The organism is Pontibacter silvestris, assembly GCF_020907275.1.
Lineage (GTDB): Bacteria > Bacteroidota > Bacteroidia > Cytophagales > Hymenobacteraceae > Pontibacter > Pontibacter silvestris.
In genome coordinates, this window is sequence record NZ_JAJJWI010000024.1 from 1 (window position 1) to 13,188 (window position 13,188).

Annotated in this window: 10 protein-coding genes; 4 read left to right on the top strand and 6 right to left on the bottom strand. The window is 42.1% G+C overall.

Annotated features, from left to right (window positions below):
• Positions 1–866 precede the first annotated feature (866 nt).
• Together ggt and LN995_RS17990 are read left to right on the top strand one after the other, a co-directional pair.
• The gene (gene ggt, locus LN995_RS17985; RefSeq protein WP_229962475.1) at positions 867–2,552 is read left to right on the top strand and encodes a gamma-glutamyltransferase; all 1,686 of its coding nucleotides are present in this window, start codon (positions 867–869) and stop codon (positions 2,550–2,552) included.
• 157 nt (positions 2,553–2,709) lie between these two features.
• Positions 2,710–3,492 (top strand): MBL fold metallo-hydrolase, encoded by a 783-nt coding sequence (locus tag LN995_RS17990; protein ID WP_229962476.1) that lies wholly within the window; start codon positions 2,710–2,712, stop codon positions 3,490–3,492.
• A 74-nt stretch (positions 3,493–3,566) separates the two neighbouring features.
• Here LN995_RS17990 and LN995_RS17995 read toward each other — a convergent pair whose 3' ends face one another.
• From LN995_RS17995 to LN995_RS18020, 6 genes are all read right to left on the bottom strand, one after another.
• Positions 3,567–4,178, bottom strand: a complete 612-nt coding sequence (locus LN995_RS17995; protein ID WP_229962477.1) for a PAS domain S-box protein — start codon at positions 4,176–4,178, stop codon at positions 3,567–3,569.
• Positions 4,179–4,579: 401 nt separating this feature from the next.
• Entirely contained in the window at positions 4,580–6,388 is a 1,809-nt protein-coding gene (locus tag LN995_RS18000; protein ID WP_229962478.1) for an AMP-dependent synthetase/ligase, read from the bottom strand.
• A 285-nt stretch (positions 6,389–6,673) separates the two neighbouring features.
• Positions 6,674–9,220 carry an ATP-dependent helicase HrpB gene (gene hrpB / locus LN995_RS18005; protein ID WP_229962479.1) on the bottom strand — a complete coding sequence of 849 codons (2,547 nt, stop codon included), beginning with the start codon at positions 9,218–9,220 and terminating at the stop codon, positions 6,674–6,676.
• 90 nt (positions 9,221–9,310) lie between these two features.
• On the bottom strand, positions 9,311–10,042 hold the full coding sequence (locus LN995_RS18010) for a hypothetical protein (protein ID WP_229962480.1): 732 nt from the start codon (positions 10,040–10,042) through the stop codon (positions 9,311–9,313).
• A gap of 61 nt (positions 10,043–10,103) precedes the next feature.
• Positions 10,104–10,436: a hypothetical protein gene (locus tag LN995_RS18015; protein WP_229962481.1), complete on the bottom strand. Its 333-nt coding sequence runs from the start codon at positions 10,434–10,436 to the stop codon at positions 10,104–10,106.
• Between the two features lie 113 nt (positions 10,437–10,549).
• Positions 10,550–12,097, bottom strand: a complete 1,548-nt coding sequence (locus LN995_RS18020) for an N-acyl-D-amino-acid deacylase family protein (protein WP_229962482.1) — start codon at positions 12,095–12,097, stop codon at positions 10,550–10,552.
• Between the two features lie 219 nt (positions 12,098–12,316).
• Here LN995_RS18020 and LN995_RS22200 point away from each other — a divergent pair, with 219 nt between their 5' ends.
• Together LN995_RS22200 and LN995_RS18025 are read left to right on the top strand one after the other, a co-directional pair.
• Positions 12,317–12,481, top strand: coding sequence for a hypothetical protein (locus LN995_RS22200; RefSeq protein WP_377470819.1), 165 nt, complete (start codon positions 12,317–12,319; stop codon positions 12,479–12,481).
• A 30-nt stretch (positions 12,482–12,511) separates the two neighbouring features.
• Positions 12,512–12,919, top strand: a complete 408-nt coding sequence (locus LN995_RS18025; RefSeq protein ID WP_377470817.1) for a hypothetical protein — start codon at positions 12,512–12,514, stop codon at positions 12,917–12,919.
• Positions 12,920–13,188: the final 269 nt, after the last annotated feature.

Consider the following 13,188-nt stretch of genomic DNA (forward strand, 5'->3'; position numbering starts at 1 on the left):
TTCTCTCTTCCGGTTGCTGTGCAACAGCACTAGAGAAAAGCTGGCTCCATAATAGTAAAACTACAAAAATTGATTTTGTATAAACTTGCATCATTTAAATTGGTTTAGGATTTTGTTGGTAGCTTGTAATTGTACTTTTGTAAATATATTATTAATATTTTAATATCTTTTGTTGTGCTGATACTTGTGCATATTTATAATATGCTAAATCTTGTATAATAAAAGATGATCTTGATCATTAATTCAATAATTTGTGTTATTTGAATAAATACCCTTATTGATAGGCGAAATAATTAAACTAAAACCATATAAAAAAATTTTTTAAGATATTTATTGGTTATTTTTTTTGGATAAGCACCTGGTATTAAATTGTTATAATCATATTTATATATTAAACATTGTATAGTTATATTTTGAATTATATTTAGTGATTTTGGATTCTTGTTTATACTGTTAAATTTTGTTTATTAAGGTTAGTCTTACTGTGACATGGTTTTAAATATTTAGGAATGTTAAAATATAGTACCTGCTTACTCTTAAGCAGGTGTGTCTTTAAGCATCAAAGCTTATTTATATGAGGATTAGCTGATGTATGTCAGTGAACTACTGTAAACAGGTTGTATAGTAGGGTCTGAAAAGAGTTAAAATGTTGGTAACTGAATTATTGAACATTATTTATAAGCTGACTAGAAATGTGCTTTAACTCGTTTAGTTACCTAGTATTGTTCACCAAAAAGGTGAGATTTAGTGGAATCTATCGCCTTTTGCTGTTTTGTTCGTAAACCTAGGGTTGAATAGATAAAGAGCCTGCCTGTTTTGGACGTGCATTAGCAGATAGGTGCAGAACTAAATGAGATAAAATTTTTATGGTGAAAGGTTTACTTCCTCTGTTGATTTTCTTTTGCATTGTAAGTTGTAGTAAAAGAGACCTGGATGAAAAAGGCTTGGTTACAGATGAGGCAATGGTCGTTTCGGCACATCCTCTCGCTTCTGAGGTTGGGGCGGAAATAATAAAACGTGGGGGCAATGCCGTTGATGCCGCCATTGCGGTACAATTTGCCTTGGCGGTAGTGTATCCTGATGCAGGAAACATTGGTGGGGGAGGGTTTCTGGTGTTACGCCAGCATAATGGAAATATTGATGCTTTAGATTATAGAGAAAAAGCTCCTGCAGCGGCACAAAGGAGCATGTACCAGAACGAGGAAGGAGAAGTTATAGAGGGCTTGAGTGTGAAAGGGCACCTTGCTGCAGGTGTTCCGGGTACGGTAGATGGTATGGTGCGGGCGCATGAGAAATATGGCAGTATGCCCTGGGAAGAACTTGTACAGCCAGCTGTAGATCTTGCGGCTAATGGCTTTCCATTAACAGAGAAAGAAGCAGAAAAGCTGAATGAGCAAAGGGAAGACTTCATCCGGTATAGTACTGAGAAACCTGAGTTTATCTTAAATGATGAGTGGGAGGAAGGAGACACACTCCAACTGAAAGATCTTGCACAGACATTGGAACTGATTAAGGAAAGAGGAAGGGCTGGCTTTTATGAAGGAGCAACAGCCGATAAGATTGTGGCAGAAATGGAGCGAGGTAACGGCATCATCAGTAAAGAAGACTTAAAAGCTTACCAGTCTGTTTGGCGGGAGCCTGTTACTTCTAATTATAAAGATTATAAAATTATCTCAATGCCGCCTCCTTCTAGTGGTGGAATTGCATTGATTCAGCTCTTAACTATAACGGAAGATTATCCTTTGAAGAAGTGGGGCTGGAATACCCTGGAAACTGCCCATCTGATGATAGAAGCTGAAAGAAGGGTTTATGCTGACAGGGCTAAACATCTCGGTGATCCTGCTTTTTATGATGTTCCTGTAGAGGGCTTGCTGGATAGGGCTTATATAAAAGGAAGAATGTCTGACTACTCTCCTGAGAAAGCCACTGACAGTGACGATATTTCTGCCGGTAATCCCGCTCCATACGAAAGCCCTAATACCACTCACTACTCCATTGTGGATCAGGAGGGGAATGCTGTGTCTGTTACTACCACATTAAACAGCAGTTTTGGCGCTAAAGTATTTGTGGGCGGAGCAGGTTTCCTGCTGAACAATGAAATGAATGACTTCAGTGTAAAACCTGGCTACCCTAATATCTATGGATTGGTAGGAGGGGAGGCTAATGCTATAGCGCCGGGTAAACGCATGCTAAGTTCTATGACACCGACAATCCTAGAGAAGAACGGGAATCTGTTCATGGTTGTAGGCAGTCCCGGAGGGTCTACTATTATCACTTCGGTTTACCAGACTATTTTAAATGTTGTTGAGCATGGTTTTACCATGCAGGGAGCTGTAAACGCAGGTAGGTTTCATCACCAATGGAAACCTGATGGTGTACTGGCGGAATGGAGGGCTTTTAGCTTTGGAGAGTTTCTGCGCTTGTGGCTAAAGGGGCACAAAACAGTTCCCAATAGTGGGATTGGCAGAGTAGATGCAGTGCTTGTTTTACCAGATGGAAGGCTTGAGGGCGGAGCCGATCCACGAGGTGATGATGCGGCAGCGGGCTTTTAGCTTCAGCTTAATTGTAGAACAGAGGCATATGTAAAAAGGGGATCTTTATACTTGATAGCTCTTTTAGTTATAGGTAAGCTAAGGTGGCTGTAATATCTACTGTAAGCAGGAATAACTTGTTGAATATTAGATAAAAAACAAGTTTATTTGTATTCTCATGCAATTATTTATTACATCATTAAATTCGGGAAGTAACGGTAACTGTTATTATATCGGAAACGAGAAAGAGGCAGTTTTAGTGGATGCTGGTATATCTTGTCGCGAAACCGAAAAGCGGATGAAGCGCCTTGGTTTGTCTATGGATAAAGTAAAAGCAATTTTCATATCGCATGAACATTCCGATCATATACGGGGTGTACCGGTACTAGCGAGAAAATATCAGTTACCAGTCTTTATTACACCCCATACCCTCCAAAACTCAAAGTTACTCTTCGAGAACTTTTCTGTTGAACCCTTTCAGGCTTTTGAACCTGTTCAGATAGGTAGTTTAACTGTTACAGCTTTCCCGAAACAACATGATGCCGCAGACCCGCATAGTTTTGTTGTTGCTTATAATGATATTAAAGTGGGCGTTTTTACTGATATAGGGGCACCCTGTGAGAATGTGATTCAATATTTTCAGCAGTGCCATGCTGTGTTTCTGGAAGCTAATTATGATGAGGATTTACTGGATCGGGGGCATTATCCTTATTATCTAAAAAGCCGGATTCGGGGTGGAAGAGGACATTTGTCTAACAGGCAGGCGCTGGCACTGTTTGCTGCATACAAGCCCTCATTCATGAGCCATGTGCTTTTGTCGCATCTTTCAAAGGATAATAACTGCCCTGAACTGGTTAAGGAGCTGTTTACAACACATGCAGATGGAACCGAAGTAATTGTGGCCTCCCGTTTTGAAGAGACACTTGTTTTTAATATTAGCTGCCCAGAGGTGCTTCTGTAGTAAGTATGTTTATTGTAGCAGGGGGCAGTAAAATGGACTGACTAGCATTATGACAGTCCACAGTGTTTTTTCCTTTAGTTATATGTTTTGTCTGCTGTTGCTTTTATGACATTATCTAACTGCCTGCTGCTTTCTATAATCATGTCACAAACATTCTTAAGGTTTTGGTCAATTTCCATTTTAGCTAATATCATGGAAAGGCCCATGATGTTAGCCAGAGGTCTCCTGATAACATGAGATTGGGTATGGGCTATTTCCTTTAGTACTTTTTCTTTTTGATCCAGCAAAGACTGCACATCTTTTAGTTGGTCATGGTAAGACATATAATCTGTAATGTCAAAGCCGAGGCAAAAGATGCCTGATGGCTGATTGTTTTCATCAAACATAGCTTTATATTCCCACTGCGTAAAGACATAACCTCCTTTGCCATCATGTTTACGTATGGTGGCAGGAAAAACTTTATCGGGGTTGTTAAAGCATTTTACAGACACTTCTTCACACACCTTAGTGTCATCCGGGTGCATTGTAATTTCATAAGATTGTCCTTCTATCGGACCATGAATACGGCCAAAGCTTTCTTTGTAGCTGTTACTTACATAACTATATTTCCCTTCCATATTTGTAACGATAATATAGTAGAAAGTAGAATGTTCCAGCAGCTTCTTTGTTTCTTCAAATGTTGTCATAGTATGTATCGAAAGGAAAAACCGTACTCTTACCTATCCTGTAGGGGAAGTTTATAAAGAGTGATTAAGTGTTGTTTGTTAAAATATTGTTTATGCTTTTAAGCGTAAGTTGAACAATTCCTTTATGGGGTAAGGAACCTCTGCTAACTAACGCCAAGACTTATTGCGGAGCTAAAATAGGGAAAATCTTTAAAATGTACAGCAGAGTTACTCATAAAAAAAGCACATGTCTTGTTATAGTAGTAGAACGGAACAAAATGGAGGTGTTATTAAAAAGTTCGGTCAACCTTGTAAGAGTAGCAGTTAACTGAACTTTTTAGAACTGTTGCTATACTATCCCCGGAGCTCACTAGACAGGTGAGCTGGAAAAGCAGGACACTTATCTCTTGAAGCAGGTTAAATTAAATGAATCTTTTTGAATACATAACACTGATAAAGTCCTGGTACTTCTCTATAATTACTTTTCTTTTCAACTTAAGAGTCGGAGTTAGCTCTCCGCCTTCAATAGTCCATTCTGTTGGAATCAACTCAAATTTTTTAACCTGCTCCACATGGTTAAAAAACTGGTTGTACTGGTTAACTGCTTCTGAAATCATTGCCCGTACTTGTTCATTCTTAATAACTGCATGGTCGCCAGGATATAACTGCCCCTGACTTGCATACCAATCTTTCAGTGCGTTAAAAGCAGGTACAATAAGGGCACCTACAAACTTCTGCAACTCACCAACTACCATTACCTGCTCTATCCAGCGGCTTTCCACCATTTTATTTTCAATAGGTTGTGGGGCAACATACTTGCCGCCACTGGTCTTAAACAATTCCTTCTTACGATCAGTTATCTTCAGAAATTTACCATTAACCATAGTTCCAATATCGCCAGTGTGCAGCCACTCACCTGTAATTGCCTCTGCCGTTAGGTCTGGACGCTTATAATACCCCATCATCATATTGGGGCCTTTACACAGAATTTCACCGTCTTCCGCTATTTTTACTTCCACATCTTTCAGAAGAGGGCCAACAGTACCAAACATCCTGTTTTTTTCGCTGTAGCGGTTTCCACTAATAATAGGGGAGGCTTCTGTTAAGCCATATCCTTCCTGAATGACAATACCGGCAGCAGTGAAAATTTTAAGTAACCTTACCTGGCAGGCAGCGGCTCCTGTAATTATAGCTTTTACCTCTCCACCTAAGGCTTCTCTCCACTTACTGAAGATAAGCTGGTTGGCCAGGGACAGCTGTAGTTTATAACGTAAGCTTAAAGGGGAGTTTACCTCAAACTGTTCGGCTAGCTTTAATGCCCAGAAGAAGAGCGACTTCTTTATACCAGTTAGTTCATTGCCTTTGGCCATTATGCCTTCGTAAACTTTTTCAAGCAGGCGGGGAACTGTGGTAAAAAGTGTCGGTTTTACTTCACGCAAATTTTCCCCAATCTTGTCCATGCTTTCAGCATAGTAAACAGACACACCACAGTAGAAAAAACAGTAGGTGGCCATTCTTTCAAAAGCGTGGTTAAGTGGCAGAAAACTAATGGCTCTTTTCTTAAAGACACCTATTTCTTGTATTACCAAAGCACTGCTAAAAACATTGCTGAGAATGTTGCGATGAGACAACATTACTCCTTTAGGTGTACCTGTAGTACCAGAAGTATATAGTATGGTAGCCAGATCAGACTCTTTTACCTGCAGGCGACATTCGTTTAGCAGCTGCTCATTTTCTGGTGTTAAAACACTTAACAACTCCTGCCAATTGCGGGCATCAGCTACTGGTTTAAAGGTGAAAACAGCCTGTAAGGCTTGTAACTTATCCCAGATACTACCTACTTTATGATAAAGCCCTTCATCACCCACAAACACCATTTTAACAGCCGCATCCTGAAGTACAAACTCGAGTTCATTGATGTTGATAGTAGGATAAACAGGAACAGATACTGCACCTATTTGCTGGATGGCAAGATCAACGATCATCCATTCCGGGCAGTTCTGGCTAATTATGGCAACCTTATCTCTGTCTTCAGTTGTCTTGTTTCCGCTGCTAATGCCCAGCCTTAATAAGGCTGTACTAACTTGGTTTACCTTTTCGCGGACTTGCTGTGTCGAATATTTTTTCCACAGGCCGTTTTCTTTGGCACTAAGCATGTCCTCTAACGGAAAATTCTCCAGTTGATAAGTGAGGCAATCAAATAATCTTTTTGGCTCGTTTATCGAAACCATATATCACTACTTAAGCTACTCTTTAATTTCTTTTCCAGGCTTCCTCTATATCGTTACATACTTTACTTACCTAAAACGAGAGGTAATAATAAAAGTGTTGCCGTTTTATATCAGATTTCAAATGTACTACTTTTGGCTGATCCGGTTATGCTTATTAGTATAAATAGAACTGTGGGTTTATTGTAGAAAACTGCAATGTTACATTTTCCTGAATTTAACCAGCTAGTTAAACCTATAACAGGATTTAGCTCCTTTATTTCTAATATACTTTACAAACTGCACTGCTTATACAGGCCTTTTTTTAGTACCTCTGGTTGGAGCTGCCGTAAGTGGATCATCGGGCCAATGATGTTTAGGATAGCGACCACGAAGGTCTTTACGAACCTCAAAGTAGCCATTGCTCCAGAAACTTCTTAAATCTTTTGTTACCTGCACTGGGCGGGAAGCTGGAGAGAGTAAATGCATTAGTAAAGGTATTTTACCTCCCCCGATTTTTGGAGTATCTAGCATGCCGAAAACCTCTTGCAGACGTACAGCCAGCACAGGTGTTTTTGCATCAGAGTAATCCAGTACAACGCGGGAGCCGCTGGGTACCTGCAGGTGGGAAGGGGCCAACCGATCCATTTCTTGCCTTTGTTCCCAGGAAAGATTTGTCAGTAATATTTCTTTAAAATCCAGCCCGGTTACCTGTTCCAATGAGCGCAGGCCGTGAAGGTGCGGTTTAAGCCAGTATTCTATAGTGGCTGCTAAGGTTGCATCGGAAACATCCGGCCACTGCTCAGGGTCCAGCTCATGCAGGAAAGCAAGGCGCCTGCGAATACCAAGGTCTTCACCTGACCAGGGTAACCGATCTACTCCGTTCTCCAATAAAGCTTTGAGCAGCGCTTCCACTACCAGATCAGGATTTGGTTTTACTTGTATTGTTTCTTCCAGTACTAAGGCTCCTAATCGGATAATTTTCCGGGCTTTTACCTGTTCGCTTGCCGTGTCCCAATGAACTTCCTCCAGTTCATCCAATTGATCAGCAAAATGTTTCAGTACCTCTGCTTTTGTAAGTGGGGCAGCCAGTAAGACTCTTGGCTGTTTCCCCAGTTCCAGGTGTGCAACACCATAATAAGCGGCCTCTCCGAATAACTCCGTGGCTAAGCCAGCACGCTGGCCATTAACAAGCCGGACACGTCCGGAGAGTTCCCTCTGCGCCAGGCGGTCAGGGTAGGCAAGTGCTGTAAGTAAGCCGGCATGGTCAGGATTTAGCAAGTCTTTTGGTTCTCGTAAGCGCTGTCGCAGGTTCTGTGCCTGTTCCCGGACCCGTCGCATAGCATTTTCGTCTGTCACAAAGCCTGGAGTAGGCGACCGGTGTCCGTCAATAAGCTCCAGGCGCAGTTGCAGGTCTGGCAGGCCGTTGCCCCAATTCTGCTGAACCGGCTTCAGGAAGTCCCTTTCAGAAAGAAGAGCTGCCAGCGAGCATGCTGTGGCGCCATAGCCAAGCTCATGACCTCGCATCACCAAATGGCCCAAGCGTGGGTGTAAACCTAATGCAGCTAATGCCTTACCATGCGGAGTTGGATTTCCGGTAATATCAATAGCTTGCAGACGATGAAGCAGGTCACGTGCCAATGACAGGGCAGCTACAGGAGGTGTATCTAACCAGTTAAGTTGTGAGGCATCTTTTACACCCCATAAGGCAATCTCAAGTACCAGACCGGTTAAATCAGCCTCATATATTTCAGGGTCCTGCCGTTGCGGAAGCTGTAGCTGGTCAGCGGTAGACCATAGGCGGTAGCAAGCACCTGGCCCTAATCTTCCGGCACGCCCCTGACGCTGGTCGGCAGCAGCTCTGGAGACCGGAACAGTGGCTAAGGTAGTAAGGCCAGTGCGGGGAATGAATTTAGGAACCCGTGCAAATCCACTATCAATAACTACTTTAACACCTTCAATAGTTAAGCTCGTTTCCGCAATACTAGTCGCCAGTACAACTTTGCGTTTACCCACCGGAGCAGGTTGAATTGCGGCCATCTGCTTAGATAGTGGCAGGTCGCCGTGCAACAGATGCAGATCAGTTTCAAGTGGCAACTTCTCTTCCAGTTTTTGTGCTACTCTTCGCATTTCACCCATACCCGGCAGGAAGACAAGTATGTCTCCCTCTTTTTCATTTGTTAAAGCTTGAGCGATAGCTTTGGGTACTAACTGAGCTAAGCGCTCTGCGGGGCGGTTACCCGCAGCAGCAACTTCAGCTAAAGGTAAATAATGTGTTTGCACCGGAAATTGCCGGCCTTCACTTTGTATAACCGGTGCATTAAGCCAGTTGCCTATAGCGGTGGCATCCAGGGTGGCACTCATTACCAGCAGGCGCAGGTCCGGTCTTAAAACAGCCTGAGCATCCAGTGCCAGTGCTAAGCCTAAATCGGCTTGCAGGTTACGTTCATGAAACTCATCAAATATAATAGCGGCAATTCCTTCTAATGTAGGGTCGTCCTGTAATATGCGGGTAAGAATACCTTCTGTTACTACTTCAATTTTAGTCTTTTTAGAAACCGCATGATCCATCCGCACCCAATAACCTACAGTCTGCCCAACAGTTTCGTTCAGTAGGTCAGACATGCGCTCCGCAGCTGCCCGGGTAGCCAACCTTCGGGGCTCCAGCACTAATATTTTGCCGTTGTTTCGCCAGCCGGCTTCCAGCAGCGCCAGTGGCACCAGCGTTGTTTTACCGGCACCAGGAGGTGCTTCCAGCACCGCACGATTGGTGTTGTCTAATGCTCCCAGCAGTCTCGGAAGTACTTCTTTAACGGGTAAATCGGGTAATGTTGTGAATTGGTTTGAAGTAGACATGGTACATCAAAGGTCGGGGATTTTTAAAAATAAGTAGCTGTTAAGCCAGCCGAAAGTGTATAGCTACTATACTGGAACAAGCATGTACTATTATCCTTTTCGTGTCCTTTTCTCCAGCTTAACAATTTTATCCTCAAACTGAAGCCTTACTTCATCAATAAAGGTACGGGTGTCAGGGTAGGTTTTCAGCACCGTGTACAACTGTGATTCTTTTGTTTCCTGCAGTATACGCGTTAATTCCTCTTTCTTTTTACGCAGATAAGCCACCATGGCTTTGGAGTCTGCTGTTGTTTCCGGTTGGTAAGGAACATGTGACATGGCGTTGCCACTGATGATATGCTGATGAAAACTTTTTAACTCATCCAAATCGCCGCTATCGTAGATGCCATTCAGATGTGCGGTCAGGTTATTGGCTTGATGAGTTTTGTCCTCATCTTCATTGGCAAACTTATCCGGATGCACGTGTAGCATAGTCTCTTTATAAAGCTTTTTCAATTCCTGCTGTTCATCCTGGCTGAGCCTGCCATTTTTATTCTTGTCTTTGCTTAGGAGCTTAAGGCCCTGCGGCTCATGATAATTTTTGCCACGCTTTTTTTGCTCCAGACGCTTTGCTCTTTTAGCTGCTTTCTGCTTCTTATACAGTTCAGTAAGTTCTCTTACTCGATGTGTCTGTACGTGTAGCTGGGCTCTTATTTGAGAAGTGAAAATATTTAGCTCCTGCTCCACTTTTTGCAGCTCCTTTTCCAGTGCAGCAATTTCTTTTTCCAGGCGGGTTGTTTGGTCTTCTGCTTGCGGCGCAGGTTTTTGCTCCAATTGTCTCATGCCTGTGCTACTAATTGTTCTTCCCTCCATAATGTCCTTTCAAGAAACCGGCCTTGGCTTTTCATTTACTGCTGATTCTGATAAAGCCTTTGTTAAAAATTCTTTTTTCGGTGATTTCATCAAACTTGTACCAGACATCCAATTTGTAAGCAGGTGTCGTGTACGTGGTGGCAAACTCACTGTTCCCTTCAATGGTCTTATAATCCGTCACCATCTCATAGCCATCGTTCAAAGCTTTGTAATATGCCTCGTCTTCATCATCCGTCTCGTTCAGGTAACGGTTGTACACGTGGTGATATTTATCTGTTACGGCCTCATAATAGCGTTGGAGTTCAGGTGTCTCAAACTCCATGTAGCCATCCTCGTCTTTTATCCAGGTTCCTTGTATTTCCATATTACAAAACTAGAGGATACAACCGGGATGGAGAATTTAATTTAGGAAGAATTATCTGAAACAAGCTTATGCTGTATGCATTGCTGAACCTGAGAAGAAACAGGTTTGCAATATTATTTATCTTCTTTCTTAAGCATCTTTCCTGATCGGTTACTAGAAAAGCTGGTTCCGTTTTTTAATATGTTGCCATTTACTATAACATATTCGAAACCAGATGCAGGTTGCTGTGGGTTTTCATAAGTAGCATTTTCACGTATAGCCTGTGGTTTGAAAACTAATGCATCAGCTTTATAGCCAGTTTTAATAAGTCCTCGTTTTTTTAAGCCTATTGTTTGTGCCGGTAGACCTGTCATTTTTCGAACAGCTTCCTCTAAAGGTAATAGGTTTTTATCATTAACATACGTTAGGATTACTTTGGCAAAGGTGCCGGAACTTCTGGGGTGGCTTAGCTCTGGTCCGCCGTCGGTACAGATCATGACATAAGGGTTTTTGAAAAACGTTTCCTGCAGTGGTTCATCCATTATAAAATAAGCGCCACTTGCACCATAAGGGCCTATGTCATTCATAAGTACTTCTTCAAAAGGTTTATTTAGCTCTTCGGAAATCTGAGCAAGTGTTTTCCCTTTATATGGGCCTGTTCCGATTAATGTTGCTTCAGGCCCGTTTCGTTGTATAATTTTGTTTCTCAGGAAGCCGGCTAATGCTGCTCGTTTTGTTTTCAGTACTTCCTGGTAATCATAAGGTTTTTTAGCCCAATCAGGGAACAGAATGGCAATGCCTGTGTAGCTGGCTGTGTAAGGGTAGAAATCAGCTGTGACTTTTATTCCGTTTTCTCTTGCTCTGACCAAAAGCTGTAGTATCTCTTTGGCCCTTTTTTCTCCTTTGCCATACACTACTTTAATATGTGAAACATGTACAGGGCAATACTTCCCCTGAGCCAGCAGCTCTTGTAATGATGCTTCCACAAAACTATCATCTTCGTTTCTAACATGGCTCATAATTAACCCACCCTTTGCTCCAACCACTTTTGCTAATCTGTTCAGTTCTGCACTATCAGCATAATATCCTGGTGTGTACTCCAGGCCGGTTGTCATTCCGTAGCAACCAGCATCCATAGCATTTGCCAAAAGTTTTTCCATCGCAGCAAAGTTCTCTTCTGAAGGAGTGGTATCGTATTCCGTGCCAGACATCATCCGAAGGGTATTATGGCCTGCAAACATGGCAATGTTAACAGCAGGTTTAACAGCACTAACACTGTCCATCCAGGCGCTGAGATCTTCCTGCTCGGGGCTAAAGCCATCTTGCCCTAAACATATAGTAGTAACACCCATAGAAACAAAGTTTTTGAAATCCGGCGTTTTTAAGGGGTTGCCATGCACATGAGTATCTATAAAGCCTGGTGTAACGACCATACTCCTGGCATTAATCGTTTTTGTTGCAGAGTAAGAAACGGTAGTGTCTGTAGCTATTAAAGCTATAGAATCGCCGTTTATTAAAATGTTGGCTACATAAGCAGCTTCTCCTGTGCCATCTATCACAGAGGCTTTCTCCAGAAGAAGATCGTAAGTTTCACTATTCTCCTGAGTCTGGCATGATGTTATTACTAGAATCAGCGAAAAGAATAAATGAAACCTTTGTTGAAGCGGGCTGAATTTTATCATACTTAAAGATAGCTTTTTAAAGTTCTTAAGCAATAACTAGTTCTTTATATAAAAGAATATCAGAAGTGATTTCTTTGGCTTTAATTTTTTACAGATCTGTTTACAGCTGATTATACATGTTTAGTTGGTAAAGCTGGGAAATATGCTTCAGTTTAAGTAAATTCAGTTGATAGCAAATTACTTGTATAAGTAAATAAATATCAGAAATTCAATGTCTATATGAAAAGAACTATCGCTACTGTAACTTTCGCCTTTTTAGGTTTTATGGCCCAGGCTCAAATTAATTTTCCTTCTATGGAGGCTCAGATAAAATCTGCTGAGCTGGCTGCTCCGTCTAAAAAACGGGAGGCGGCGACGATATATGGTTATAGCCCAAAAGGGTAACTGTAGCAGTTGCGGAAAGGAACTAATGAAATGATCTGTTTAGCTGATGATCCTAATCAGAAAGGATTCTCGGTAGCTTGCTATCATAAAGACCTGGAGCCGTTTATGGCACGGGGCAGAGAGCTTAGAAAGGCCGGAAAAAATACGAAGGAAATTTTTGAAACCAGAGAAGCTGAGGCAAAAAGAGGGAAGCTTATTATGCTAGAGCAGCCTGCTACCTTGTTTGTGTTTTCTGCCCCGGATGAGTCTTTTAATAAAGTGACAGGTGAGGTAAAAGATGGTTACTTACGCTATGTGGTGTATACACCGTATGCTACAGCCGAAAGTACAGGTTTGCCATTAAAACCCGAAGCTCCCTCTATGCCCTGGATTATGCACTCGGGTACGCACGGTGCTCACATCATGATCACTCCTCCGGTAAGTAAAACATCAGAGTGAATAAACTTAATAAAGCGTTCACTAGTGTGATAGCATTTGCTTTCATCGTTGAAACCAAATGCTACAGAACTGCTGCGTGCCTGGTTTAGTTTTGCCGTATCGGTTAGTTTGCAACTGCCTGATAAAAAGAGGGAACTGAAAACCTGTTAAGCGCAGACAGCCCTAAGGCACTTATCTTTCCTTTATAACCTTCTGTTTTTCGTTTAAATTACAGTGCAGGATGTTCCTCTGAAGCCTCAAAACTTACTTCTGGATTATCGGGTATATCA

Coding starts and splice junctions, on each gene's coding strand:
- ggt (WP_229962475.1), top strand. CDS start 867: ATGGTGAAAGGTTTACTTCCTCTGTTGATTTTCTTTTGCATTGTAAGT.
- LN995_RS18015 (WP_229962481.1), bottom strand. CDS start 10,436: ATGGAAATACAAGGAACCTGGATAAAAGACGAGGATGGCTACATGGAG.
- LN995_RS18025 (WP_377470817.1), top strand. CDS start 12,512: ATGATCTGTTTAGCTGATGATCCTAATCAGAAAGGATTCTCGGTAGCT.
- LN995_RS17990 (WP_229962476.1), top strand. CDS start 2,710: ATGCAATTATTTATTACATCATTAAATTCGGGAAGTAACGGTAACTGT.
- LN995_RS17995 (WP_229962477.1), bottom strand. CDS start 4,178: ATGACAACATTTGAAGAAACAAAGAAGCTGCTGGAACATTCTACTTTC.
- LN995_RS22200 (WP_377470819.1), top strand. CDS start 12,317: ATGAAAAGAACTATCGCTACTGTAACTTTCGCCTTTTTAGGTTTTATG.
- hrpB (WP_229962479.1), bottom strand. CDS start 9,220: ATGTCTACTTCAAACCAATTCACAACATTACCCGATTTACCCGTTAAA.
- LN995_RS18000 (WP_229962478.1), bottom strand. CDS start 6,388: ATGGTTTCGATAAACGAGCCAAAAAGATTATTTGATTGCCTCACTTAT.
- LN995_RS18020 (WP_229962482.1), bottom strand. CDS start 12,097: ATGATAAAATTCAGCCCGCTTCAACAAAGGTTTCATTTATTCTTTTCG.
- LN995_RS18010 (WP_229962480.1), bottom strand. CDS start 10,042: ATGAGACAATTGGAGCAAAAACCTGCGCCGCAAGCAGAAGACCAAACA.